The 22951-nt window shown below is 59.5% G+C and carries 22 protein-coding genes; 10 read left to right on the forward strand and 12 right to left on the reverse strand.

Features of this window, described 5'->3' with window-relative positions:
* Positions 1–153: 153 nt before the first annotated feature.
* Positions 154–1593 carry a high affinity choline transporter 1 gene (locus tag AC0J6G_RS02630; protein ID WP_475251008.1) on the forward strand — a complete coding sequence of 480 codons (1440 nt, stop codon included), beginning with the start codon at positions 154–156 and terminating at the stop codon, positions 1591–1593.
* Between the two features lie 253 nt (positions 1594–1846).
* Here the strand turns inward: AC0J6G_RS02630 and AC0J6G_RS02635 are convergent, their stop codons facing one another.
* From AC0J6G_RS02635 to plsB, 3 genes are all read right to left on the reverse strand, one after another.
* Entirely contained in the window at positions 1847–2524 is a 678-nt protein-coding gene (locus AC0J6G_RS02635) for a DUF4197 domain-containing protein (RefSeq protein ID WP_160085204.1), read from the reverse strand.
* A 122-nt stretch (positions 2525–2646) separates the two neighbouring features.
* Positions 2647–2862, reverse strand: a complete 216-nt coding sequence (locus AC0J6G_RS02640; RefSeq protein ID WP_475251011.1) for a hypothetical protein — start codon at positions 2860–2862, stop codon at positions 2647–2649.
* A gap of 192 nt (positions 2863–3054) precedes the next feature.
* Complete coding sequence (gene plsB, locus AC0J6G_RS02645; protein WP_475251013.1) at positions 3055–5538, reverse strand: glycerol-3-phosphate 1-O-acyltransferase PlsB; 2484 nt, start codon at positions 5536–5538, stop codon at positions 3055–3057.
* A 293-nt stretch (positions 5539–5831) separates the two neighbouring features.
* Between plsB and AC0J6G_RS02650 the strand changes: the two genes are divergently transcribed.
* Together AC0J6G_RS02650 and AC0J6G_RS02655 are read left to right on the forward strand one after the other, a co-directional pair.
* Entirely contained in the window at positions 5832–7112 is a 1281-nt protein-coding gene (locus AC0J6G_RS02650) for an OprO/OprP family phosphate-selective porin (RefSeq protein WP_475251015.1), read from the forward strand.
* Between the two features lie 167 nt (positions 7113–7279).
* A complete protein-coding gene (locus AC0J6G_RS02655) occupies positions 7280–8407 on the forward strand; it encodes a GNAT family N-acetyltransferase (RefSeq protein ID WP_475251017.1) in 1128 nt (375 codons plus the stop codon).
* Positions 8408–8430: 23 nt separating this feature from the next.
* Here the strand turns inward: AC0J6G_RS02655 and AC0J6G_RS02660 are convergent, their stop codons facing one another.
* Genes AC0J6G_RS02660 through AC0J6G_RS02670 form a run of 3 tightly spaced genes read right to left on the reverse strand, consistent with a single transcriptional unit; the run spans position 8431 to position 10743 of the window.
* Entirely contained in the window at positions 8431–8985 is a 555-nt protein-coding gene (locus AC0J6G_RS02660) for a peptidylprolyl isomerase (protein WP_475251019.1), read from the reverse strand.
* Positions 8979–9803, reverse strand: a complete 825-nt coding sequence (locus tag AC0J6G_RS02665) for an alpha/beta fold hydrolase (RefSeq protein ID WP_475251021.1) — start codon at positions 9801–9803, stop codon at positions 8979–8981. Before AC0J6G_RS02665 ends, AC0J6G_RS02660 begins: the two co-directional genes overlap by 7 nt.
* A 13-nt stretch (positions 9804–9816) precedes the next feature.
* Positions 9817–10743, reverse strand: a complete 927-nt coding sequence (locus AC0J6G_RS02670) for a PA3225 family LysR-type transcriptional regulator (protein WP_475251023.1) — start codon at positions 10741–10743, stop codon at positions 9817–9819.
* 88 nt (positions 10744–10831) lie between these two features.
* On the opposite strand from AC0J6G_RS02670, the gene AC0J6G_RS02675 reads away from it, so the two are divergent.
* The 3 genes from AC0J6G_RS02675 (at position 10832) to rarD (ending at position 13045) form a co-directional block, all read left to right on the forward strand.
* A complete protein-coding gene (locus AC0J6G_RS02675; protein ID WP_475251025.1) occupies positions 10832–11146 on the forward strand; it encodes a 3-phosphoglycerate kinase in 315 nt (104 codons plus the stop codon).
* A 148-nt stretch (positions 11147–11294) separates the two neighbouring features.
* The gene (locus tag AC0J6G_RS02680) at positions 11295–11894 is read left to right on the forward strand and encodes an FMN-dependent NADH-azoreductase (protein WP_475251027.1); all 600 of its coding nucleotides are present in this window, start codon (positions 11295–11297) and stop codon (positions 11892–11894) included.
* A 245-nt stretch (positions 11895–12139) separates the two neighbouring features.
* Positions 12140–13045: an EamA family transporter RarD gene (gene rarD, locus AC0J6G_RS02685; protein ID WP_475251029.1), complete on the forward strand. Its 906-nt coding sequence runs from the start codon at positions 12140–12142 to the stop codon at positions 13043–13045.
* Between the two features lie 9 nt (positions 13046–13054).
* Here the strand turns inward: rarD and AC0J6G_RS02690 are convergent, their stop codons facing one another.
* The gene (locus AC0J6G_RS02690; RefSeq protein WP_475251031.1) at positions 13055–13465 is read right to left on the reverse strand and encodes an anti-virulence regulator CigR family protein; all 411 of its coding nucleotides are present in this window, start codon (positions 13463–13465) and stop codon (positions 13055–13057) included.
* A gap of 175 nt (positions 13466–13640) precedes the next feature.
* Between AC0J6G_RS02690 and AC0J6G_RS02695 the strand changes: the two genes are divergently transcribed.
* Positions 13641–14993, forward strand: coding sequence for a DEAD/DEAH box helicase (locus AC0J6G_RS02695; protein ID WP_475251033.1), 1353 nt, complete (start codon positions 13641–13643; stop codon positions 14991–14993).
* Between the two features lie 166 nt (positions 14994–15159).
* Here AC0J6G_RS02695 and AC0J6G_RS02700 read toward each other — a convergent pair whose 3' ends face one another.
* Complete coding sequence (locus tag AC0J6G_RS02700; RefSeq protein ID WP_475251035.1) at positions 15160–16140, reverse strand: zinc-dependent alcohol dehydrogenase family protein; 981 nt, start codon at positions 16138–16140, stop codon at positions 15160–15162.
* 159 nt (positions 16141–16299) lie between these two features.
* Here AC0J6G_RS02700 and AC0J6G_RS02705 point away from each other — a divergent pair, with 159 nt between their 5' ends.
* The gene (locus tag AC0J6G_RS02705; protein ID WP_475251037.1) at positions 16300–17022 is read left to right on the forward strand and encodes a substrate-binding periplasmic protein; all 723 of its coding nucleotides are present in this window, start codon (positions 16300–16302) and stop codon (positions 17020–17022) included.
* Between the two features lie 29 nt (positions 17023–17051).
* On the opposite strand, the gene AC0J6G_RS02710 is transcribed toward AC0J6G_RS02705, so the two are convergent.
* Both AC0J6G_RS02710 and AC0J6G_RS02715 read right to left on the reverse strand, forming a co-directional pair.
* The gene (locus AC0J6G_RS02710) at positions 17052–19271 is read right to left on the reverse strand and encodes an LTA synthase family protein (protein ID WP_475251039.1); all 2220 of its coding nucleotides are present in this window, start codon (positions 19269–19271) and stop codon (positions 17052–17054) included.
* Between the two features lie 218 nt (positions 19272–19489).
* Complete coding sequence (locus tag AC0J6G_RS02715) at positions 19490–19678, reverse strand: hypothetical protein (protein WP_205895771.1); 189 nt, start codon at positions 19676–19678, stop codon at positions 19490–19492.
* Positions 19679–20000: 322 nt separating this feature from the next.
* On the opposite strand from AC0J6G_RS02715, the gene AC0J6G_RS02720 reads away from it, so the two are divergent.
* Complete coding sequence (locus tag AC0J6G_RS02720) at positions 20001–20843, forward strand: CvfB family protein (RefSeq protein ID WP_475251042.1); 843 nt, start codon at positions 20001–20003, stop codon at positions 20841–20843.
* A gap of 398 nt (positions 20844–21241) precedes the next feature.
* Positions 21242–21577, forward strand: coding sequence for a hypothetical protein (locus tag AC0J6G_RS02725; RefSeq protein WP_475251044.1), 336 nt, complete (start codon positions 21242–21244; stop codon positions 21575–21577).
* A gap of 102 nt (positions 21578–21679) precedes the next feature.
* Here the strand turns inward: AC0J6G_RS02725 and msrA are convergent, their stop codons facing one another.
* Entirely contained in the window at positions 21680–22342 is a 663-nt protein-coding gene (gene msrA, locus AC0J6G_RS02730) for a peptide-methionine (S)-S-oxide reductase MsrA (protein WP_475251046.1), read from the reverse strand.
* 2 nt (positions 22343–22344) lie between these two features.
* Positions 22345–22860, reverse strand: a complete 516-nt coding sequence (gene msrB / locus AC0J6G_RS02735) for a peptide-methionine (R)-S-oxide reductase MsrB (RefSeq protein WP_475251048.1) — start codon at positions 22858–22860, stop codon at positions 22345–22347.
* Between the last annotated feature and the right edge of the window lie 91 nt (positions 22861–22951).

The following is a 22951-nucleotide window of genomic DNA, read 5'->3' on the forward strand; positions in this document are numbered from 1 at the left end:
TTTTATGGTTTTGCCAGACTGCGCGCCCATGATGGGGCGTGCATTTCACCCATCACCAGTGCCTATAACAAAAACCTGTAGTCCACCGTTTCTGCCTGCGCAGCTTGCGCGGGTCACGCACGCGGTGGGCTGACGTCTGTGGAACGGGAAAGCATGCTGATCTGGTTCGTTGCGCTCTATCTACTGGTGACTGTCGCCATCGGTTTCTACGCCTCCACTCGGGTACACAACACCCGCGATTTCGCCTCCGGTGGCCGCAGCATGGGCTTCCCCATCGTCGCGGCCATGGTGTTTGCCACCTGGTTCGGCTCCGAGGCGGTACTGGGCATTCCTGCCACCTTCCTCGAAGAAGGCTTTGCCGGCATCGTCGAAGACCCATTCGGCTCCTTCGGCTGCCTGTTTCTGGTCGGCCTGATCATTGCCCGGCCGTTGTACCGGATGAATCTGCTGACGATTGGCGACTACTTCAAAAAGCGCTTTGGCCCGCAGGTCGAGTTGATCATCAGCCTGGTCATCGTCATGTCCTACCTGGGCTGGATCGCCGCGCAGCTGATCGCGCTGGGCCTGGTGTTCAACGTCATCTCCGACGGCAGCATCAGCACCACCCAGGGCATGTTCCTCGGCACCTTTATCGTGCTGCTGTACACCCTGTTCGGCGGTATGTGGTCGATTGCCCTGACCGACTTCTTCCAGATGATCATCATCGTGGTTGGCTTGATCTACCTGGTCTGGCTGTTCAGCGACATGGCCGGCGGCGCCGATCTGGTGATCAGCAAAGCGGCCAGCGATGGCAAGTTCACCTTTATGCACGCCTTCGAGCCCAAGGACATCGTCGCCTTTATCGGCGCGGCAGTGACCATGATGCTAGGCTCCATCCCGCAGCAGGACGTGTACCAGCGCGTGATGTCGGCCAAGAGCGAGAACATCGCTGCGCGCGCCTCGATGACTGGTGCGGTGTTCTACCTTGGCTTCTGCATGCTGCCGGTGTTTCTGGTGTACGCCGCCTCGATGATCGACCCGGCGCTGGTCGAGAAGTGGTTGGCCGAAGATTCGCAGATGATTCTGCCGCTGCTGATTCTCGACAAGACGCCGCTGTTTGCCCAGATCATGTTCTTCGGCGCGCTGCTCTCGGCCATCATGTCCACCGCCTCCGGCACCCTGTTGGCGCCATCGGTGACCCTGACCGAGAACGTGCTCAAGCGCTTCCTACCGGTGCTTAACGACAAGCAGTTCCTGCTGCTGATGCGCGTCACCATCGTGTGTTGCGCGGCTGCCACCCTGAGCTTTGCCCTGTATTCGGATGCGAGTATCTACGAGATGGTCGGCAACGCGTACAAGGTGACCCTGGTGGCGGCCGTGGTGCCGTTATTTGCCGGGCTGTTCTGGAAGCGTGCGACCACCCAAGGCGCGTTGGTTGCCATCGCTTTTGGTCTGGTGTCGTGGATTTATCTGGAATACACCTGGAGCGAAGCCGCCTTCTGGCCGCCACAGCTGGCGGGGCTGCTGTTCAGCATGGCCGGTATGTTGATTGGTACGCTGCTGCCGCAGTGGAGCCGTGATCAGAACGGCACGCTGGTGGCGCAGGCGGAATAAGTCTGGCGCCTAACTGACAAAACCCCGCTGATTAGCGGGGTTTTGTTTTTGCGCCCGATGAAGGCTTTCAGCCCGTGGGAGGGGCTTTAGCTGCGAGCTGGCTGCTTCTGATTGTGCTGATGATGGCCTTTTGTTAAGGCCGCTTATGTGGTGGCCACCCTACGCCCCCGCACAGTGGCGACCCTGACGTAGGGTGGATGACGCTTTTTTCATCCACCGTTGCGGTGGTTGCCCGGGCTCCAGCAAGCCTTCCTTACAGCGCCCCAAACACCTTCTTCGCCAGACTGGTCGCCGCACCGGCCGGGTTCTCACGGATGCTGGCTTCCTGCTCGGCGATCATCGCAAACAGACCGTCCAGCGCCTGCTCGGTTACATAGTTCTCGATATTCGCGCTTTTCGCATCGATCACACCGAAGCTCGCGGCTTGGCCGGCGAAGCTGTTGTACTGCTTGGCCAGGCCGACCTGGTCGGTGGCTTGTTTAACGATGGGCAGGAACTTGGCGCGAATCTGTTCGCGGCTGGTTTTGTTCAGGTACTGGGTGGCGGAGTCTTGCGGGCCGCTGAGGATGCTCTTGGCGTCCTGCACGGTCATCTTCTTCACCGAATCCACCAGCAGCGCCTGGGCTTGCGGCACGGCGGCTTCAGCGGCTTTGTTCATGCTTGCTTCCAGCTGATCAACCTGCGCGCCCATGCCCATCATCTTCATGGTTTTCGCGGCTTTGCCGAGGTTGCCCGGCAGTTCGATGCGCACGTCCGGGTTATTGCTGAAGCCACCGGGTTTGCCCAGTTGCTGCACGGCGACTTTGGCGCCTTGGGTAAGGGCGTCTTTAAGGCCGCCGCTTGCATCGCTTTGCGAAAGGTCAGCCAGCGACAGGGCAAAGGCGCTGCTGGACAGGGCGAGGCCGGCGGCCAGGGAGATAAGACGAAGCATGATGGGCATCCTTGTGCGGTTGGTAAGGCAGTAACTGGAGCTTAACGGAGTGGCGCGCGCAGGCAAATCTGCAGGTGCGCCGCCGTTTGAGTTGGAGCTGGGCTAACGGTGGCTGGAGAGCACTAGCTAGTTAAGCGCTGTAACTCACGCCGCACCATTTGCGCATAGGCGGCGGGTTTGAGGGCATACAGCTCGGCGGCCACCCAGCTAAGCCAGCGCGCGCCAAGTTCAGCTTTCGCCGCCAGCAGGCGCTGGGCGTCGACCGCGGCGCGGGGCTGGTTGGCGTGGTGAAACTCCGCGCGGGAGGGAGTAGCGGTTTTGTCGTCGCTTGTGGCCATGGTCATCTGTCGAACAGTTGTGGTCGATCCTGGGGTTATCTACAAAACGCTGTGAAACCTTAGGGTGGATGGCGCTTTATCCATCCACCAAATCGCAAGGTGGATGAGAAAGGCGTCATCCACCCTACGTCGTTTTCGGTAGCGTGTAGGGGGCGGACAAGCCTGCGGCATGCCCACCCTACGAGAGCCGGTTTACACCGGCTCGGCGACATCCTCGTTGCGATCCATGGCCACCTGGCGAATCGACAGGCGCAGCTCTGCCGGCAGCACGCGCTTGGCGGCGCCTTCGGCCAGTTCGCTGAGCAGCGGGTGATGGCTGAGCTTGCCGGCTTCGTCCTGACGCAGCACGCCATGCTCCAGCAGGCTCTGGATAAAGTGGCGGAACAGGCTCTTGTCGAAGAACTCCGGGGCGTTGAGGCCATGCAGGATCGACAGGCGCTGGGCCATCACGGTGCAGAGGTCTTCCAGTTCTTCGGCGCTGATGGCGTTCTGCCCGGCATTCAGCAGCAGGGCAGTGGCCATATAGAAGCGCTGCAGGGTCTGCACGATGGCGCGGGCCAGCAGGGTGAGCAAGACGAACTCGCGCGAGCTGGGTGCCGGGCGGACGTACATGTCGCCATCCAGCTTGAGCAGGCCCTGTTCGACAAAGGCCGCTAGCCACTGATCGACCACGGCGTCCAACTCGTCCATATCCCAGCGGATAAACAGCTCGGCTTGCAGGTAGGGGTAGAGCGCGCGGGTAAAGCGCAGGATCTGCTCGCGGCTCATCCGTGAACTGCTCTGGAAGAAGCTCGCCAGCAACGCCGGTAGGGCGAAAATGTGCAGCACGTTGTTGCGGTAGTAGGTCATCAGAACGGCGTTGTGCTCGTTCAGGTAGAGGATTTTGCCGAGGGCATCCTTCTGTTCGGCGAGCAGGTCCATCTTCTGTACGTATTCGATCAGTGCCTGGCCGTTGCCGCCTGGCAAGGTGGTGTGCGGCGAGTAGGGCACACTGCGCAGCAGGGCCAGGTAGAGGTCGAGCACCCGCGCCAGGGCGCGGTCATCCAGGGCCAGCTTGCTGGTGGAGAGCAACGCCAGGGCCACCAGGTTGACCGGGTTGATTGCAGCTGCCTCGTTAAGGTGTTGGGCCACGCGCTCGCCGAGGTTGTTGGTAACTTCATTCAGCCAGGTCGGGCGGTACTGCGTGCCATAGTCCTGCGTGCGCCAGTCGGGTTGCTCACTGTCGAGAAATTCCGCCAGCTTGATCGGCTCGCCGAAGTTGACCCAGACGTGGCCAAAGCGCTGCTTGAGCGCGCCGATGACCTTGAAGATGTCGAAGATCGACTCTTTCTTCTTGCTCGCGCCGCGCAGCTCGCCCAGGTAGGTGCGGCCTTCCAAAACGCGCTCGTAGCCGATGTACACCGGCACGAACACCACTGGCAGGCGGTTACTGCGCAGGAAGCTGCGCATGGTGATGGCCAGCATGCCGGTTTTCGGTTGCAGCATGCGTCCGGTACGCGAACGCCCGCCCTCGACGAAGTACTCCACCGGGAAGCCTTTGGTGAAGAGAGTGTGCAGGTATTCATTAAACACTGCGGTGTACAGCGGGTTGCCCTTGAAGGTACGGCGCATAAAGAACGCGCCGCCACGGCGCAGCAGGCCACCAATTACCGGCATGTTGAGGTTGATGCCCGCAGCGATGTGCGGCGGTGTCAGGCCGTTTTTGAACAGCAGATAAGACAGCAGCAGGTAGTCGATGTGGCTGCGGTGGCAGGGCACATAAATCACTTCATGGCCTTGAGCGACGTCTTGCACACCTTCTATGTGGTTGACCTTGATGCCGTCGTAGATCTTGTTCCAGAACCAGCTCAGCACCACCTCAAGAAAGCGAATAGCGGTGTAGGTGTAATCCGAGGCGATCTCGTTGCCGTAGCGCAGGGCCTGGCTTTCGGCCTTCTCTAGGCTTATGTTCTCGCGCTCGGCCTCTTCGATGATGGCCTGGCGCACTTGCGGGCCGTGCACCAAGCCTTTGACCAGATTACGCCGGTGCGACACATCCGGGCCGATCACGGCGGCCTTCTGATTGCGGAAGTGCACACGAAGGATGCGTTGAACCATGCGCAAGGTGCGCTCGTGGCCTTTGTCCTGCTCGACCAGCTCGCGCATATGAATAGGTGTGGAGAATTGCACGCGGGTCTTGCGGCCGAGAATCAGGATGCTCACCAAGCGGCGCAGACGCCCGGTGACCGCCCAGCTATCGGCGAACAGCAGCTTCCACGGGCTGGTTTCGCGGTCTGGCGATTGGCCCCAGAACACGCTGACCGGAATGATCTGCGCATCGTCCACCGCATGCTGGCTCAGCGCGCTGACCAGGCGTTGCAGGGTGGGCGAGATGCCGCGTTTGTCCTGCCGGCCGAGCCAGTCGGGCTCCGGGGTCAGGTAGAAGAAGGCGGCAGGCTCCAGCAGTTCACCCACGGCCACCGGTAGCACCGGACGCGGCAGGCCGGCCTTGCGGCATTCCGTGTCGACCACCGCCAGGTCACTCAGCGACGGCTGCTGCAGCACGTAGAACACCGGCTTGCTGCGGTCGAGCTTGAGGGTAAAGGCGGACTGGTTGATGGTTTCCGAGCGCACCCAGAGGTACAGCACGCGGCGCAGGGTGCCAAAAACGAGACGGCGGAGCGGGGATCGGGTCATACGGAGTCTGCAGGCTTGAAAACGAGCATTTGCTCGGGGCGCGTAGTGTGACGGATCGATTGCGTGGCGGCAAAAGTCTTCTGCCCGCAGCGGCATCCATGCCCGCCAATCCGCAGCGGTATGGGTGGCAGATTGCTTATGTGTAAACGAAGTAAAAAGTTCCGCTGTAATCAAATATTTATATATCAGCAACCGCGCTGAAATATCTCGCCGCCAAGATTCCCTCCAGCACAAACGAGCCCCTCGCGCTCGGGTGTTTTCAACACTTAAAAGTCCATTTAGAGGAATCTTCGATGATCCGTAAGCACAGCTTTCGTGGAGTAATGGCCGGCTTCGCAACCAGCGCTCTGGCTCTGGCCGTTTCCGCCCAGGCTTTCGCTGGCACCGTTACAACTGACGGCGCCGACATCGTGGTCAAGACCAAGGGTGGCCTGGAAGTTGGGACTACCGACAAGGCCTTTTCCTTCAAGCTGGGCGGTCGCCTGCAGGCTGATTTTGACCAGTTCGACGGCGTCTACACCAAGAACGGCAATAGCGCCAACGAAGCCTATTTCCGCCGTGCCATCCTGGAACTCTCTGGTACTGCTTACAAGGACTGGAAGTACGCCTTCAACTATGACTTCGGCAATGGCAACGGTAAGGACGATTGGGACGAAGCTTCCATCGCCTATACCGGTTTCGCTCCGGTAATTGTCAAGGTCGGTCGTTTTGACCCCGACTTTGGCTTGGAAAAAGCCACCAGCTCTAAGTGGATCACTGCCATCGAGCGTTCCGCGATTTATGACATCGCTCCTTGGGTTAACGACAAACAGAAAGGTATGGGTGTGCAGGTCAGCGGCGTAGCCGGCAACCTGTTCTACGGCTCGGCCGGTTTCTTTCATAAAGAAGACGGCGCCGAGTATGAAGATGAAGACGGCAAGAACCAAGGCACATACAACCTGCGCGGTGTAATCGCGCCGATGGCTGAAGCAGGCAACGTGCTGCATTTTGGTGTCAATTATGCAAACCGTGATGTGGAAGACTTCAACGGTTCCGTTGTCTCGCGTATGGGCGTTCGCGGCACTACTGAAGACACTACCAACGGCAACCGTCCGACCTTCGCCCCAGGCGTGGCCGGCCAGTTTGACGGCGACAGCGCCGTTGGCCTGGAAGCTGCCTTCGCTGCAGGTCCTTTCTCCATCCAGAGCGAGTACCTCAAGCGCGATATCGACGCCAAGTCCGCCGCTACTCGTGACGACCGCGAAGCCACCGGCTACAACGTACAACTGGCTTATACCCTGACCGGTGAAGCACGTGGCTACAAGCTCGACGGCGGCAAGTTCGACAGCATCAAGCCTGAGAACAAGCAGATCGGTGCTTGGGAAGTCTTCTACCGCTACGACAATATTCAGGTCGAAGAAAGTAACTTCGAAGACACTGAAGGCAAGGTTCACACCGTCGGCCTGAACTGGTACGCCAACGAGGCTGTCAAGGTTTCTGCCAACTACCTCAAGGGTAAAACTGACAATGTGGTCAACGCCGCTGGTGACGACGATGGTGATGCTCTAAGCCTGCGCCTGCAGTACGTTTTCTAAGTAACACCGCTCCACTGCTGCTCCTATTTTAAGCCCCGCCTAGTGCGGGGTTTTTTCGTCAGGTGTTGTCTGTCGGGGCAGGGCGCGGGTTGAGTTTATCTCTCCCATAGATGCCGGCGGGGTGTCTGGCGGTATAGTGCTACCTTGCCTGACTCGCCGAGCTGCCGATGTTGCCGACTTGCCTGAACTCCATCCATGAAATTGCCGCCAGCCAGTGGGATGCTCTGCTGACTGAGGCCCAGCCTTTCTTGCGTCACGCTTTTCTTTCGGCGCTGGAAGACAGTGGCAGTGTTGGCGGGCGCAGTGGTTGGCAGCCCGCTCATGCGGCTCTACTCGGCGAGCAAGGCCAACTGCTGGCGGCCATGCCGAGCTACGTGAAAAGCCACTCCTACGGCGAGTACGTGTTCGACCACGCTTGGGCCGACGCCTGTTACCGCGCCGGTATCGACTATTACCCCAAGCTGCTCGGCGCGATTCCCTTTTCTCCGGTAACCGGTCAACGCTTGCTGGGCGCGCCGTCGGCCGTCGGGCAGCTGCTTGATGAGCTAACCGGCAGTCTGGAACAGCACGGCTTGTCGAGCCTGCATATCAACTTCACCACGGAGGCTGAGCATGCGCTGCTGCAGAGGCGTGACGGTTGGCTGCAGCGCCTGGGGTGTCAGTTTCACTGGCGTAATCGCGGCTACCGGGATTTTCAAGACTTTCTCGACGCGCTCAGTTCGCGCAAGCGTAAGCAGATGCGCAAAGAACGCGAGCAGGTTGCGGGGCAGGGCATTGAGTTTGAGTGGCGTGAGGGCCATCAGCTGACTGAGCTGGAGTGGGATTTCGTCTACCTGTGTTACGCCAATACCTACCGTGTGCGTGGTCAATCCCCGTACCTGACGCGTGCCTTCTTTAGCCTATTGGCCGAGCGCATGCCCGAGATGATCCGCGTGGTATTGGCGCATCAGGCCGGCAGGCCGGTGGCCATGGCTTTCAGCCTGGTCGGCGGTGACAGTTTGTATGGGCGTTACTGGGGCTGTTTAGCGGAGTTCGATCGGCTGCATTTTGAAACCTGCTTCTACCAGGGCATGGACTACGCCATCGCCACTGGTATGCAGCGTTTCGACGCCGGTGCGCAGGGTGAGCACAAATTGATTCGCGGTTTTGAGCCGGTGATCACGCAGTCCTGGCATTACCTCTGTCATCCCGACCTGCGCGCGGCCGTGGCGAACTTCCTTGAGGATGAGCAGCAGGGCGTACGTGGCTATGCCGAGCAGGCCCGGGAGTTGCTGCCGTATCGCACGGCTGGGTAGGCGCGCTACCCAGCCGTGATGGGTTATAGGCGTTTGGCGGCGGTAATCAGCACCGGCTCACGCGGTACGTTCTGATGGCCGCCCCGGTTGGCGGTGGGAACTTGGGCGATCTTGTCGACCACGTCCATGCCGCGAGTCACCTTGCCGAATACGGCGTAGCCGAAATCACGCGAGCCGTGGTCGAGGAAGGCGTTGTCTTTGTGGTTGATAAAGAACTGGCTGGTGGCCGAGTCGCGGACCTGAGTGCGGGCCATGGCCAGGGTGCCGCGTACGTTGTGCAGGCCGTTGTCGGCTTCATTCTTGATCTGCGCTTGGGTTTCTTTCTGCTGCATATCTGCATCGAAACCGCCGCCCTGCACCATAAAGCCAGGGATGACGCGGTGGAACTGGGTGCCGGCGTAGTAGCCACTGTCGACGTAACTGAGGAAGTTGGCGGTGCTGATCGGCGCTTTCTCGGCGTTCAGTTCAATTTCGATTTCACCGAGGCTGGTGGTCAGCAGCACTTTGGGGTTTTCTGCAGCCAATAGGCTGCCGGCAAACAACACAGAACAAGCGGCGAGGGTGAGTGTTTTCAGCATGCGTTTGAGTCCTTGGTGGCAGTGGGGGCGGCCTGTTCGACTTCGGCAAGGAAGGCGAGCAAGCTGCCGTTGAAGTGTTCGGGTTGGTCCAGCGGTGTGGCGTGGCGCGAATTTTCGATCACCAGCAGGCGCGCATCTGGCATTTCATCAACGTAGGCCTGCTTCAGCGCCACTGGGGTGTAATCGCGGTCGGCTGCGACTACCAGGGTCGGACAGCTGATCCGCGCCAGGCGTTCCCGCACGCCCCAGCCGATGATCGCATCCAGGCTGGCAAGGTAAGCACGCTTGTCGTTTTGTGGCCAGCGCGCCAGGATTTTTTGCCGCAGCTCGGCCTGCTCCGGTTTGGGGAACAGCAGCTTGCCCAGGGCTTTGGCAATGCTGTCGAGGCTGAGCAAGCGCGACAGGCTCCAGCGTTTGGCGATCTCGAGATAGTCGCGCGGGCTTTTCGCCTTCACTTCCGGGCCGCTGTTGACGATGCACAGGCTTTTCAGCAGCTCGGGATGATCCACGCCGAGCTGGAAGCCGATCATGCCGCCCATGGAGATGCCCACCAGATGCACCGGCGGCAGTTGCAGGTGTTCGATCAGCGCCGCCACATCTTCGGCGAAGCCCTTAATGCTGTAGCGCTCGCGCGGTTTGTCGGAGCGGCCGTGACCGCGCACATCGAGGGCGATTACCCGGTAGTGACGCGCCAACTCAGGGATCTGGTATTCCCAGTCTCGGGTGCTTGAGCCCAGGCCGTGAAGCAGCAGTACGGGGGCGCCGTGGCCGTATTCTTCGTAGTGCAGCTGGCAGCCGTCGTTATCGAAATAAGCCATGTACGGGTTCCTCTCAAGCGGAGGGCAGGGGCGCAGCAAAGGCTGCGTTCAAAGGCGCGGCGTCGAAGCGCTGGATCAGCTCAACCAGAATCTGTGTGGCGGGGCCCATGGGCGTGTCTTTATTGGAGTACAGATAGAACAGCGGATTGCGGCTGCCACCTTGTTCCAGCGGCAAAGGTTTGAGCAAGCCGTCTTTGAGTTCACGTTCAATCAGGTGGCGTGGCAACCAGGCAAAGCCCAAGCCGCTGCTGACAAAACTGGCCGCCGTGGCCAGGCTGCCGACTGTCCAGCGTTGCTCCGCACCCAGCCAGCCGATGTCGCGCGGTTGCTGGCGGCCCGAGTCGCGGATCACCACTTGCATTTGCACTTCCAGGTCTTGAAAGGTCACGGTTCGCTGCAGGCGGTGTAGCGGATGATCAGGGTGAGCGACGGCGATAAACTCCACGGTGCTCATCTCGGCACCGAGAAAACCCGGAATATTCAGCGCGCTGATGGCCAGATCGGCCGAGCCTTCCTTGATCACTTCTTCCACGCCAGACAGCACTTCCTCGCGCAAGCGTACCCGGCAGCCGCGGCTTTGCGGCATAAACGCGGTCAATGCACGCACCAGGCGCGCATTGGGGTAGGCCCCATCGACCACCAGGCGCACTTCGGCTTCCCAGCCCTGCTCCATGTGGTGAGCCAGGTCTTCCAGTTGGCTGGCTTGTTTGACCAGTTGGCGCGAGCGGCGCAGCAGCACATCACCGGCTTCGGTGAGCACCGCTTTGCGCCCGTCGATGCGCAGCAGTGGCACGCCCAGCTGCTCCTGCATACGCGCCACGGTGTAGCTGATTGAGGATTGCGAACGGTGCAACACCTCAGCGGCCTGGGCAAAGCCGCCATGGTCGACCACCGCCTGTAGGGTGCGCCATTGCTCAAGGGTTACGCGAGGGGCTTTCATATTCAGTTCCTTTATGCAGCCATGTTCTAGGGTGCAATTGCTGACTCGATCAACCTAAACTGGCAGTCTTTAGCCGGAGACTGACCTGATGAAAAAGCTCTGTTGCGCGCTGTTAGCCTGCCTGCCGCTGACTGTGATGGCCTACCCGATTGAGGTGGAGAAACAGCTCAACGGCGCCGAAGTGTCGGTCAGCCCCCAGGAAATCGATCACAACATGGGCGCTTTGCAGCTGTACAACTATGGCCGCCGCGATGCCAAGTGCACGGCCGTTTTTCGTAATGGCCCGGAGGCGCCACGCACTCGCCGGGTCAACCTTAGCGCGGGTGAAAGCAGCAATCTGACGCTGAAGTCCAATCGCAGCATCATCAAGCTGCGGGTCGCCGTGACCTGCGAGCTGATTTAGACGCTGCAGCAGGCTCAGACTAAGCACGATCTCGTCATAAATCAAATTATTAGATTGGTTGCTGCAGTAATTTGCGCTTTTTAATCGGTTTTAGCGCTCATATGCTTGGTCCATCGATGTTCATCAACTCTTCGGTGGAGCACGCAACATGGCAACTGTTCAGATAATTGAAAGCAGCGCGCGTCAACAAGGCTCGGTGTCACGTGAGCTGACGGCGCAATTTATCGCCGCATGGCAAGCCGCTCACCCAGCGGACCAGATCAAGGTGCGCGACCTTGCGGTTGATCAGGTGCCGCACTTAGATGCCAACCTGCTGGGTGGCTGGATGACGCCGGCCGCGCAGCAAAGCGAAGCCGAGCAGGCGGCTCTGGCGCTGTCTACGTTGCTGACCGACGAAGTGCTGGCCGCCGATGTGCTGGTGCTGGCGGCGCCGATGTACAACTTCGCGATCCCGAGCACGCTTAAAGCCTGGCTCGACCACGTGCTACGCGCTGGCGTGACCTTCAAATACACCGAAACCGGCCCGCAAGGCTTGCTCAGCGGTAAGCGTGCCTTTGTGCTGACTGCGCGTGGCGGGATTTACGCCGGCAGCAATCTGGATCACCAGGAACCCTATTTGCGTCAAGCACTGGCCTTTATCGGCATTCACGATGTCAGCTTTATCCATGCCGAAGGCCTCAACCTGGGCGGTGATTTTCTGGAAAAAGGCGTCAGCCAGGCCAAGGCTCAACTGGCCCAGGCCATCTGATTCATCACGCTGCATCCTGCTCTCCTGGCGTCTTGTGCTCCTTGACGTCCCTCTACCCGCGTAGCCCAGGCTGTGCGGGTTTTTTATGGCCAGCGTGCTACTCCGCGAGCTGTGATGACCGATGCGTAACATGCCTGCCGAGCTTTTTCCGGCGCGAGCGGGTAAGGTCGCGGCCGTGCTGCTTGCCCGCGGTGGTCTTAACTACAGCGGGGCAAGGTATTCGGGTTGAGTGAGTAGGGGGTGTGATGCAACTGTCTGGGCGCGGTGTGGCGCTGTCGATTATCGCCTCGGTGCTGTTTGCCCTGGTGCCTGGCTATGTGCAGCTGTTGGCGCCGCTCGACGGTTTACAGGTCTTTGCCCAGCGTGTGCTCTGGTCGTTACCGGCGGTGTTGCTGCTGGTGACGTTGTCACGGCAATGGCCGTTGCTGCTGGCGGCCTGCGGCCGCTTGCGGCGTGAACCATGGTTGTTGGCCAGTCTGCCTTTGGCGGCGCTGCTGATGGGCATTCAGTGGGCGCTATTCGTCTGGGCGCCGCTGGCCGGGCGCATGCTGGAGGTGTCGCTGGGCTATTTCCTCCTGCCGCTGGCCATGGTGTTGGCGGGCCGGGTGTTTTACGGCGAGCGGCTGCGGCCGTTGCAACGCTTGGCGGTGTGCTGCGCCTTGCTTGGCGTCGCCCATGAGCTGTGGCTGACCCAGGCGTTTTCTTGGGTGGTGATGGTTACGGTGCTGGGCTATCCACCGTATTTCATGCTGCGCCGCTGGATGCGCCTAGATGCGTTGTCTGGGTTTGTCCTGGAGATGCTGTTTATGGCCCCAGTCGCGATTTACATGGTGGTGCAGTGGGGCCCGCCCCAGCTGTTCAGCCAGGCGCCCCCGCTGTGGTGGCTGCTGCCTGGCTTGGGCTTGCTCAGCGCTCTGGCATTTGCCGCGATGATGGCCGCCAGCCGGCTGTTGCCGATGGGCCTGTTCGGCATCCTGAGTTATGTCGAGCCGGTGCTGTTGTTTCTGGTGGCGCTGCTGTTTCTCGGTGAGCAATTCAACAGTGCGCAGTGGCTGACTTATCTGCCGATCTGGCTGGCCGTGCTGCTGGTCGGCTGGGACAGCGCGCGCCTGCTGATTAAACAAAGGCGAGGCGCGTCCTTTACCGAGTAAAAACCGTTTTCAGTCCAGTACGTTGCGCAGCACTTCGTAAACGATGCCGCTGGCGATGGCCACCAGCACCGCATCTGTGCCGGCCTGCTTCCACTCATAGCCGTCATAGTGGGGCAGTTGGGCCAGTAGCCGGCTGTCGAAGTTTTTCGCAATACCCGGCGGTAATGGTTTGCCGCGGGCCAGGTTTTTGGCGATACCGGGTGGCAATGCGCGGGTTGAGCCAATCAGGTTACGGTTCTCCCCCAGGATGATGCGTACCTGGCCGATATCTATCGACGGGCCGTTCACGCTGATCTCGCTGTGTTGGCCGCTACCTTGTTTACCAGGGTGGTCGTGCTTAGGTGCCGCGCTGCTGCTTTGCGCAGCAACGGCGAGGACCAAGGTCGTGCTGATTAACCAAGCGTGTCGAGGGCTGCACATGATGAACTCCGGGGCCAACAGGGCGGGTTTGCTCGCTAATAAGAGTGACTATTCTGTGCTTTGTTCACGTTCAACGGTCGCTTTATTACGCTGAATATGCAAAGTCACTCGGCCGCGAGCCCGGAACGCGTTACGCTATGCGGCTGATTTTTTGTATTCCGTCGAGGTTGCCCCCGTGTTTTCCCAATTCGCCCTGCATGAACGCCTGCTTAAAGCCGTGGCTGCGCTGAACTTTGTCGAGCCCACCCCGGTGCAGCTGGCGGCCATTCCGCTGGCGCTGCAAGGAAAAGACCTGCGGGTAACCGCGCAAACCGGTAGCGGCAAAACGGCAGCCTTTGTGCTGCCCATGCTCAACCGTTTGTTGGGTGATGGCGCCTCTTCGCCGCGTATGAGCGTGCGTGCGATGATCCTGCTGCCAACCCGCGAGCTGGCCCAGCAGACCCTCAAGGAAGTCGAGCGTTTTGCTCAGTTCACCTTCCTCAAGGCCGGCCTGATTACCGGCGGTGAAGACTTTAAGGTGCAAGCAGCCATGCTGCGCCGGGTGGATATCCTGATCGGCACGCCAGGCCGGCTGATCGAGCACGCCAACGCCGGTAACCTTCTGCTTGATGAAGTTGAAGTGCTGGTGCTCGATGAAGCCGACCGCATGCTCGACATGGGCTTTACCGAGGACGTGCAGCGGTTGTCCGAATTGTGCAATGCCGAGCGGCAAACCCTGCTGTTCTCCGCCACCAGCGGCGGTGCCGGGTTGCGCGAAGTGGTGGGCAAGGTGCTGAAAGAGCCTGAGCACCTGCAGCTCAACCGCGTCAGCCAGCTCAATGAAGGTACCCGTCAGCAGATCATCACCGCTGACCACAACCACCATAAAGAGCGTTTGGTTGAGTGGTTGCTGAAAAACGAGACCTACGACAAGGCGATCATCTTTACCAATACCCGCGTTCAGGCTGACCGCCTGTATGGCAAGTTGGTCGCTCACGACTTCAAAACCTTCGTGTTGCACGGCGAGAAAGACCAAAAAGATCGCAAGCTGGCCATTGACCGCCTCAAGCAAGGCGCGGTGAAGATTCTTGTCGCCACTGACGTAGCCGCGCGCGGTTTGGATGTTGACGGTTTGGATTTGGTGATCAACTTCGATATGCCGCGCTCCGGCGACGAATACGTGCACCGCATTGGCCGCACCGGCCGCGCGGGCGCCGAAGGTCTGGCGATTTCGCTGATCTGCCATAACGACTGGGCGCTGATGTCGAGCATCGAGCGCTACCTTAAGCAGCGTTTCGAGCGCCGTAATATCAAGGACATCAAAGGCATCTATCAGGGGCCGAAGAATCTGAAGGCGTCCGGCAAAGCTGTCGGCCCGAAGAAGAAAAAGATCGACCCTAAAACCGGTAAGAAGATTGTGGCGAAAAAGCCGGTCGCCAAAGCGCCGAGCAAGCGCAACACCATCAACAAGCCCAAGCCTGATGCTTCAGTACTGGTCAGCCAGGACGGCTTGGCGCCCCTCAAGCGTCGTGCCCCTGCCGCCGAGTAACACGGTGGGCCGCTGGATCTTTTCAGCGGCGCTGCACACATGCCTGCAGGCTGATAGCGTGATGCTTTACACCGATCAGCCATTGGCGGGGCTGGCGTCGTGGCTGATGAATGCGCGGACTTTAAGCTAGGCGACAGCGGGCTGGCCGCCGTCGCTTGCCTGAGGCTTACTTCGGCACAATCAAAATCTTGCCATCACGCTCGCCACTGGCGGCGGCAGCCACGGCTTGCTTGATCTCACTGACGTCATAGGTGGCCGCTACGCGGGTGTGCAGTTTGCCGCTGGCGATCAGCTGGACCAACTCACCAAACACCTTCATCTGCTCGGCCTGGCTGGCGTTCTGGAACCACTTGGCCAGCCAGAAACCGCGCAGGCTGACATCGCGAAAGACGAAGGACGACGGCGACACCTGGCACGGTTGGCGGCTCATCATGCCGTAATTGACCAGCACGCCACCGTCGCACAGGCTGGCCGCCAGATGATCGGTGGCTTCGCCGCCTACTGCATCAATGCCAAGACGCACGGCCGCACCGCCAGTGGCTGCGCGCACGCGCTTGGCCAGGTCCGGGCCATCGACCAGCACCACATCGCCGCCTTCGGCTTCAACACCGGCGACGGCTGATTCGCGGCGCACCACGTTGATGGTTTTGAAACCGCGCAACTTGGCCAGTTGGATCAGGTAGCTGCCGACGCCTGAGTTGGCGGCGTTCTGGATTACCCAATCACCCGGCTTAAGCTCAACAAATTGGCTGAGCAACAAAGAGGCGGTTGGCGGGTTAACTGTGAGCATCGCCAGTTGTTGCGGGTCCGCTTCCGGCAGGGGGATCAGTTTATTCGCCGGCGCATTCAAATGGCTGACCCACGTGCCGCAACCTACTGGCAAGAGCACCATTTGGCCGACTTTCAGGGTGCTAACCTCAGTGCCCAGCGCTTCTACGCGGCCGACGCCCTCATTCCCACCGACTGCCGGCAGCGGCGGCAGCATGCCGTATTCGCCCGTGAGCGTGAGCACGTCGGACGGGTTGATCGGTGCTGCCAGCACTTTGATCCGTACCTGGTTGGCATCCGGTTCAGGCAGCTGCAGCTCGACGGCGGCGATCACCTCATGAGGTTGTGGGCCGCGCTGTTGGTATTCAGCTTTAAGCATGACGATTCTCCTGTGATTGGCGACTGGCTTGGGTGGAGGCAGTCTAGCCTTGTGTGGGCGCTGGGCGACTAATTCGGATTAATCGATCTCAGTGATAGGCCGATGCAGAGTCAGGGCATAGCCAGCTATGCTGGTCACGGGTTCAACGTGGGTATTGGCATGAAGTGGATGTGCTTGTTTTTTCTGCTGGGCAACAGCTTGCTGGCCTCGGCGCAAACCCTACGGGTCGGTTTTGGCACACACAAGCCGCCGTACATCTTCCAGAGCGAAGCCCGTGGTCTGGAATACGACATTGTGATGGCCGCCCTGCAGCGCGGCGACCTGCAGCCCGAGGTGTACTTTGCGCCCATGGAGCGGTTGAACCTGATGCTGGGCAGGGGGCAGCTCGACGTTATCGCCACCACCAATGAGCGCAGCGGCGGGGCCATTTATTACTCGAATGCGTATATCCGCTACCAGAATGTCGCCGTCGCTCTGCGGTCAAGAAACCTCAATATCCAGCATGTCAGTGATCTGGCTGGCTACTCGGTCAATGCCTTTCAGCGGGCACGCTTCCTACTCGGCAGCGAGTACCAGGCCATGGCCGAAAATAACCCGCGCTACCGCGAGGAGGCGTTTCAGATTGCACGCAACCGGATGCTGTATAGCGGCCGGGTGGATGTGGTGGTGACGGATATGCGCATCCTGCGTTACTTCAACCGAGAGGTGTACACCCAGGTTGATGTCGCCCAGCCGCTGGCGGTGTATTCGATTTTCCCTGCGTCTGATTACAAGCTGGGTTGCCGTAAAAAAGCCGATTGCCAGCGCTTTAATGAGGGGCTGGCAGTCATCCGGGCGAATGGTGAATACACCGCCATTGAGCGCCGTTACGCGATGCACTGACGGCGAGGCTCACGGCAGGTAGCCTGGCCCTAGGGTACGGCTTCGTCCAGACTGCTTTCCTGAACGGCCAGTAACTTCTCTTCGGTGGCCAACGGCGTGCTACTCACGCTGAAATCGACGATTTCGATAACGCCCTGGCCCTGGCCGAGCAGGTGGAAGGAGAACGCTTTGCGCGCCGTCGGGTTGTCGAAGCTGAAGCTGACTTCGACGGGTTTATCACCGGTCAGCAGCGGTAGATCGGGGATTGGCAAGGCGACATCCCGGTCGTATTCCTTGGTTTTCAAGTACAGCTTGGCGCCTTGTTTGTCTGTGCTGAGCGCACGAATTTTCAGGGTGACTGTGGTCTGCGTGTCTTTGCCCAACGTCAGGTACTGCGCGCCTACCAAGTTATCCGCCCAGTCATCGCTGGCGCCGGGTTTAAGCATAATCGGCTGCGTGTTGGCGAACTGGTGATGCTGCTCGGTGGTGCCGCTGTTCAGTGATTGGTCCAGCAGGCCGGCGCGTTGGCTAATCAGGCGAGCGGGCTTCCCCGTAACGCGGTTCAGGTAGCGCGCACTGTCAGCGATAAAGCCTGGGCTGGCATAGCGCCGACACACGTTCTGGAAGTCGCATTCGGTCAGCGTGCCTTGGCCGTCATGCTGGCGCAGCAGGCCGTTGGTGTAAGAGATAATCTCGCGGCCGGTGGTGTAGTCACGCAGCAAAGAGCGCCCAGCAATGTTGATCGGCACCGGGAAGGCAAAATAGTCGAGCACTGAGGCGGTTAGATCGACATGGCCATAGACACCTTGTTTACGCGCCGGCAGTTGCGCCTGCTCCGGGGCCAGCAGCAGGTTGAAGCCCCAGGCCGAAGCCAGGCGCACGTTCTCCAGCCCATGAGATTCATCCGAGGTGACGATCACCAGGGTGTCTTTCAGCACGCCTTGTTTTTCCAGCGCATTGAGAAAGTCAGCGACGGCATCATCAAGGTAGGCAATTGCCGCCAGTTTGGCGTTGGGGTGACGGTCGAGGTAAGCCTGCGGCGCGGAGTAGGGCTGGTGAGTGCCCACGGTAAGCAAGGTCAGCATCCAGGGTTCACGTTTTTTGCGCAGCTGTTGCACGTAACCCATGGCGCCTTCGAAGAAGGCCTTGTCGTCCATGCCCCAAGGGAATTCGATGTAGGGCTTGTTTTTGAACCAGTCGCGGCCCAGGGTTTTGTCGAACCCCATCTGCGGCATGATCTGGTCTTTTGCCATAAAACGCAGCCCCGCACCTTGTAGAAAGTGGGTGCTAAGGCCGCGCTCGCGCAATTGCGCGGGCAGGCATTGCTCGCTGCGAGCCGGATTGTTGAGCAGCTCGAGACCTTTCGGGGTGCCGGTATCGAGTTTGTTGTAGTCACCGCAGAGCATGGCGTAGAGGCCGCGAATGGTCTGATGGCCGTGCAGCACATAATCGCTTGTGAGCATGCCGCGCTCGGCCCATTGGCTCAGGCGTGGCATCGGGTCTTGGTCGTAGCGGCTGCCAATGGCCTGGCGGCTCGCCTGCAGATAAGCGCCGGTTACGCCTTCCAAAGTGATGATCAGTACGTTGCGGGCGCTGCCAGCCTGCTCCAGCAGGGGTGTGCCGTTTAGGTCAAGTTGGTTCAGGCCGCTGACATCGGGTGGGCTGCTGGGCTCATCGCCAGCGAGCCAATCAGTGACACGTTGCTGAGCGCTGCTGGTGCTTTCCGCCAGCAATTTATGCGGCAGGTTGAACTGCAGCCACTGGTCCGCTTCGCTGGGTTTGAATTGCTGACCGACAGTGTGAATGGCCAGCAGTGACAGCGGCAACAGCAGCCAAGCGCTGGCTAGGGGCGCAGCGTTACGCTCTTTTTGTACGCTGCGTAGGCCTACATAGAGCGCTACCAGCACCGCCATGGCCAAGCCCAGTAGAGGGTGGCTCAAGCCGCCACCCTGAGTCGAATGGCTGACAAACTGTGCGTCGCCCAGGTATTGCACATCGGCAGGTTCTGGCATGCGTCCCACCGCATTGACCAGCTCGGCGGTACTCAAGGTAAAGATGCACCAGACCAATAGCAGGGCAATGCTCAGCAGCCAGGCACGTTGGTGCAAGACAATCAGTAATAGGCTGCCGATTGCCAGGTCAGACAGATAGCCATAAGCGTGCGACCAGCCCAGCGCGTAGCGGCTGAGTAGCGGCAGGGCGAGTAATAACAAACCGAGGGTAAGCAGGGTGCTGGCAGGGTGTCGCAGCCAATTGCAGGTAACGCGCACGGGTACTCCTGGGGAATTGCCATCGTTCAGCAATAGCAATGCCGAATCAGCCGCAAAATGCGGGCTGACATGATTCTGAAACAAGGTTGTGCTAAGCGCCAGAGCACGGCGCGCAAATAGGCAAAACAACGGTGTGGGCGCGGAGTGGGGAATGGAGCGATTTATGCACTGGCCAGCGCCTTGTCATTGCGAGCAAAGCGCTGCGTGGCCAGAGAATGTTACTTTTTGCCGATGGTGATCTGCTTGGTGGTGCCGTACACCTGGCCGCTGACGCCCTTGGCAATTTTCTGGATTTCACCACCGGACTTCAGGAAGGCTTCGATCTGTGCGTCGATCGAGGCGCTGGTTTCCACGGCCGGAGCCGGCTTGGGTTTACTGTTAGATGCTTTTACGCGCATGACGGCCATTAACCTATTTAAAAATTAATTTGGCCGCGCATTGTACTCGAAATACTTGACAATTACTTGGTAAATAAAGCTCGAATGTTGTTAATGCCGCAGAATAATTGCCTAAATAATCTACGTAATTATCGAATGTTCCAGTAAGTAGTTGTTTTATTGGAAATAGGTGCTTAGCGCCGAGCGCGTGGGCGGGTGCTGGTGGGGGCTCAGCCCGCTGGTCGGATTGCCTTTTGAGGCGCCCGAGCGGGCGTGCCGCTGAGGTGCGCCGGCCGAGAAATTCGGGGGCGACTCGGCTAGAATGCGGGCCTGGTAATGAGGGTAGGGCATCATGGCGGTAATTGGACGGATGAATAGTTTGCAGGTCGTGAAGCACACCGACTTCGGCCTGTACCTGGATGGCGGCGCAGACGGCGAGATTTTATTGCCCAAACGCTACATCCCGAGCGATACCCCAAGTGAAGTGGAAGACTGGTTGAACGTCTTTATTTACTTGGACAGTGAAGACAAATTGATTGCCACCACGGAAAAGCCAAAAGTTCAGGTGGGCGGCTTTGCCAGTTTAAAAGTTGTGGACATAAATCGAGTGGGTTTATTCCTTGATTGGGGTTTGCCGAAAGATTTGTTATTGCCGCATTCCGAAGAAAAACGTCCGCTGCAGGTTGGTGATTACTGCGTGGTACACGTCTTTCTCGACAAGCGCAGCAAGCGCATCACGGCCACCGCGCGCTTGGACCGCTACCTAGATAACGTCCCCGCGAATTATACGGCCGGTGAAGAGGTGGATCTGCTGGTGGTTGAATCCACGGATATGGGCTTTAAAGCCATCATCAATGGCAAGCACTGGGGCCTGATCCATAAAAATGAGCTGTTTAAATTCATGCGCAGTGGCATGCAAGAGAAGGGTTTCATCAAGGAAGTGCGCGCCGACGGCAAGATCAGCCTGAGCCTGCAACCTGTTGGTCAGGAAGCCGCCAGCAGCCTTGGGGAGCAAATCCTAGCCAAGCTGCGTGAGCATGAGGGCGTACTCAAGGTGAATGACAAAAGCTCGCCCGAGGAAATTGCTGCGCTGTTTCGGGTCAGTAAGGGCAACTTCAAGAAGGCTATCGGCGGTTTGTACAAGCAGGGCCGTATCGTGATCCACGAAGACCGTATCGAATTGCCGAATAAGTAAGCACCGGTTTTATGGGGGCTGCAGTGCCCCGCCGCGAGCAACAAGCGCTGACTCATTCGCTGTCCCTGCGTTTGGAATAGCCAGCAGTGATAGTTAGCGCTAATCGGTTAAGCCTTTCAGCTTGATTTGGGGCTGGGGGAAATCAAAATCCGCTCCCTGTATGGGCCGCGGATTTTTTTATGCCGCTCGCTCGGCACTGGAATTTATTCACTGCAGCCCCCCACTCCCAGGTGCATAGCCGGGGCTGGCTGATGGCTTGATTGCGTTATGCTCCCGTTGGCATGTTGGCATGTTGGCATGTTGGCATCTGTCTGCTCGGCGCTAATGCCTGGAACCACAGGCGTGCTGGTGTTGCCAAACCTTCAGGTTCGTTTCGCGCCTCTGGCGCAGAGGTTGTTATGCCGATAGGCAGGTGTGTAATCAGTCTGCTCGGGGTGTTGCTGGTGACTCCGCTGTACGCCGAGCCGCAAGCGCCGCAGACGTTACGGGTCATCCCAAAGACCTCTATCAGCCCAGGTGCCAGCGGCAGCATCGGTAGCTCGCAGACCATCGAAAGCCACAACCTCTATGGCGGGCAGCGCCTGCCTGACGGTTTACAGCGTCATGAGCAGCGCTATGGCAGCCAATCGCAAGAAACCCGCGGGGCGATCAAGCAAACGATCGAGTACCCCAACGGTTATCGGGTGCAGCAATATCCTGGGCAAAGCACGGAGTCCTTTGAGCGCAGCCGCTAGTTTCGCCTGAATAAAGCGCTCAATGGCACGGCACCGCTGTGTTCGAGCACACCGACTCGATCACAGTGATGCTGGCGGTGCTCGCCTAGTTGCGTCAGCGGCTTATTGTTTCTTGCCCCAGAGTTGTTCCAGGCGCTGATCGCGGCCGCAGCCGTTGCGGTAGTAGGTGTAGCGCAGCGGGTTACGCAGGTAGTAGTCCTGGTGATACTCCTCCGCTGGGTAGAAGGTGCTGGCGGCGAGGATTTCCGTGACCACTGGGGCCGGCAAGCGGGCGGATTTCTCCAAGGCGGCCTTGGACGCTTCGGCTAACTGCTGTTCTTCTGCGTTGCTGTAGAAAATCGCGCTGCGGTACTGCGGGCCACGGTCGCAAAACTGGGCGTTAGCGGTCACCGGGTCGATGGTGGGCCAGAAGGCCTCCAGCAGTTGCGCATAGCTGGTTTTGCTTGGGTCAAAACGCACCCGCACCGCTTCGATATGCCCGCTGGTGCCAGCCGAAACCTGCTCGTAGGTGGGGTTTTCGACATGCCCGCCGATGTAACCGGACGTGGTTTCAATCACGCCAGGTACCTTGTCGAAGTCCGATTCGGTGCACCAGAAACAGCCGCCGGCAAAGATTGCCACGCCGGGGTTTGCCACTGTTGGCGCACTGGCCTGTGGTTGTGGCGCCTGTGCGGCGGTGGGCTCACAGGCTGCCAGCAGACCGCCCAACGTAAGGATGATGCTGGCCAGCAGACGGTTGCGCCAGGTCGATGTAATCGCAGTCATGTTCAGCTCCGCAGTTCAGGTAAGGCTTCGCCTTCGGGGACAAAGCGCAAGGCCACGCCGTTATTGCACCAGCGTTCGCCCCGCGGTTTGGGGCCGTCGTCGAATACGTGGCCCTGATGCCCACCGCAGCGCGCGCAGTGGTATTCAGTGCGCGGCAAGAACAGTTTGAAGTCGCGCTTGGTGCCCATGTGGCCCGCTATAGGCTGGGTAAAGCTGGGCCAGCCGGTGCCGCTTTCATATTTATCCTGGCTGGCGAACAGCGGCAGGTAGCAGGCGGCGCAGAGGTAGGTGCCATCGCGTTTTTCCTGATTCAGCGGGCTGCTGCCAGGGGCTTCGGTGTCTTCTTCGAAGAGCACGGCATAGGCCTCGGGTGTTAGCAATTCGCGCCACGCGCTGTGGGGTTTGTCCAGCGGTACCACGGTGCTGGCAATAGCTTGCGCCAGGCTGAGTGGGGCATGACTGAGCAGAGGCAGGGCCGGCAACAAGCCGATTGCCTTGAGCAGGGAGCGTCTTTTCATGGCAGTGCTCTCGAATAAATGTGGTCAATAGACAGAGGCAACACCGAGTTGTTACAGCGCTGCGAGCGGTGCAGGTGCATTTCCCCGGTGC

The organism is Pseudomonas sp. TS_SC_3 (assembly GCF_056156225.1).

Bases quoted from the DNA above. Each gene is read 5' to 3' on its own strand.
- AC0J6G_RS02705 (WP_475251037.1), top strand. From the start codon at position 16,300: ATGAAGTGGATGTGCTTGTTTTTTCTGCTGGGCAACAGCTTGCTGGCC.
- msrB (WP_475251048.1), bottom strand. From the start codon at position 22,860: ATGAAAAGACGCTCCCTGCTCAAGGCAATCGGCTTGTTGCCGGCCCTG.
- AC0J6G_RS02650 (WP_475251015.1), top strand. From the start codon at position 5,832: ATGATCCGTAAGCACAGCTTTCGTGGAGTAATGGCCGGCTTCGCAACC.
- AC0J6G_RS02680 (WP_475251027.1), top strand. From the start codon at position 11,295: ATGGCAACTGTTCAGATAATTGAAAGCAGCGCGCGTCAACAAGGCTCG.
- msrA (WP_475251046.1), bottom strand. From the start codon at position 22,342: ATGACTGCGATTACATCGACCTGGCGCAACCGTCTGCTGGCCAGCATC.
- AC0J6G_RS02635 (WP_160085204.1), bottom strand. From the start codon at position 2,524: ATGCTTCGTCTTATCTCCCTGGCCGCCGGCCTCGCCCTGTCCAGCAGC.
- AC0J6G_RS02715 (WP_205895771.1), bottom strand. From the start codon at position 19,678: ATGGCCGTCATGCGCGTAAAAGCATCTAACAGTAAACCCAAGCCGGCT.
- rarD (WP_475251029.1), top strand. From the start codon at position 12,140: ATGCAACTGTCTGGGCGCGGTGTGGCGCTGTCGATTATCGCCTCGGTG.
- AC0J6G_RS02630 (WP_475251008.1), top strand. From the start codon at position 154: ATGCTGATCTGGTTCGTTGCGCTCTATCTACTGGTGACTGTCGCCATC.
- AC0J6G_RS02665 (WP_475251021.1), bottom strand. From the start codon at position 9,803: ATGGCTTATTTCGATAACGACGGCTGCCAGCTGCACTACGAAGAATAC.
- AC0J6G_RS02640 (WP_475251011.1), bottom strand. From the start codon at position 2,862: ATGGCCACAAGCGACGACAAAACCGCTACTCCCTCCCGCGCGGAGTTT.
- AC0J6G_RS02655 (WP_475251017.1), top strand. From the start codon at position 7,280: ATGTTGCCGACTTGCCTGAACTCCATCCATGAAATTGCCGCCAGCCAG.
- AC0J6G_RS02670 (WP_475251023.1), bottom strand. From the start codon at position 10,743: ATGAAAGCCCCTCGCGTAACCCTTGAGCAATGGCGCACCCTACAGGCG.
- AC0J6G_RS02720 (WP_475251042.1), top strand. From the start codon at position 20,001: ATGGCGGTAATTGGACGGATGAATAGTTTGCAGGTCGTGAAGCACACC.
- AC0J6G_RS02675 (WP_475251025.1), top strand. From the start codon at position 10,832: ATGAAAAAGCTCTGTTGCGCGCTGTTAGCCTGCCTGCCGCTGACTGTG.
- AC0J6G_RS02660 (WP_475251019.1), bottom strand. From the start codon at position 8,985: ATGCTGAAAACACTCACCCTCGCCGCTTGTTCTGTGTTGTTTGCCGGC.
- AC0J6G_RS02700 (WP_475251035.1), bottom strand. From the start codon at position 16,140: ATGCTTAAAGCTGAATACCAACAGCGCGGCCCACAACCTCATGAGGTG.
- AC0J6G_RS02690 (WP_475251031.1), bottom strand. From the start codon at position 13,465: ATGTGCAGCCCTCGACACGCTTGGTTAATCAGCACGACCTTGGTCCTC.
- plsB (WP_475251013.1), bottom strand. From the start codon at position 5,538: ATGACCCGATCCCCGCTCCGCCGTCTCGTTTTTGGCACCCTGCGCCGC.
- AC0J6G_RS02725 (WP_475251044.1), top strand. From the start codon at position 21,242: ATGCCGATAGGCAGGTGTGTAATCAGTCTGCTCGGGGTGTTGCTGGTG.